The sequence below is a fragment of the Brevundimonas abyssalis TAR-001 genome (genome assembly GCF_000466985.1).
Lineage (GTDB): Bacteria > Pseudomonadota > Alphaproteobacteria > Caulobacterales > Caulobacteraceae > Brevundimonas > Brevundimonas abyssalis.
In genome coordinates this window covers 1-755 of record NZ_BATC01000116.1, presented here as the reverse complement: position 1 = coordinate 755, position 755 = coordinate 1, and the positions used below count along the sequence as shown (strand labels likewise).

1 protein-coding gene is annotated in these 755 nt (G+C 67.4%); it reads right to left on the bottom strand.

Annotation, left to right across the window (positions count from 1 at the left end; all coding sequences use genetic code 11):
- Positions 1-74 precede the first annotated feature (74 nt).
- A partial coding sequence (locus MBEBAB_RS14745) for a PhoH family protein (protein WP_045319480.1) occupies positions 75-755 on the bottom strand: 681 nt, incomplete at its 5' end.

Below are 755 nucleotides of genomic sequence, written 5' to 3'. Positions count from 1 at the left end.
GTCTGACCGGAAGTCGGTGGAGCGGGCAGCCCCCTCCACCGCTTCGCGGCTCCCTCGATGGGGGAGGATCGTGGTCAGAGCACCCCGATCATGCTGGCCACCAGAGGGTGGCGGACGATGTCCTGTTCGGCCAGGCGGACCACGGCGATGCCGGACACGGCCTCCAGGCGTTCGGCGATGTCGGACAGGCCGGACAAGGAGGGCAGCAGGTCGGACTGCTGGGGGTCGCCGGTGACCACCATGGTGGAGTGCCAGCCCAGCCGGGTCAGCAACATCTTGAGCTGGACGTAGGTGCAGTTCTGGGCCTCGTCCACCACGATGAAGGCGTTGTTCAGGGTGCGGCCGCGCATGTATCCCACCGGCGCGATCTCGATCAGGCCTTCGGCCATCAGGGCCTTGACCCGCTTCATGGAGAGGCGGTCCGACAGGGCGTCGTAGAGGGGCCGCAGATATGGGGCCAGCTTGTCCTCCATGTCGCCCGGCAGGTAGCCGATGGACTCGCCGGCCTCGACCGCCGGACGAGACAGAACGATGCGGCCGACCTTGCCCGCTTCCAGCGCCTCGACCGCCTTGGCCACGGCCAGATAGGTCTTGCCGGTGCCTGCCGGCCCGAGGGCCAGGGCCAGATTGTGGGTGTCGATGGCCTCCATCAGTTCGGCCTGACCGTCCGACTTGGGCTTGAGGGTCTTCATGTAGGACTGGTCGCGGTCGTCATTGGACGGATAGGGCGACCAGCCCTGCTGGGTTGGAAGCCG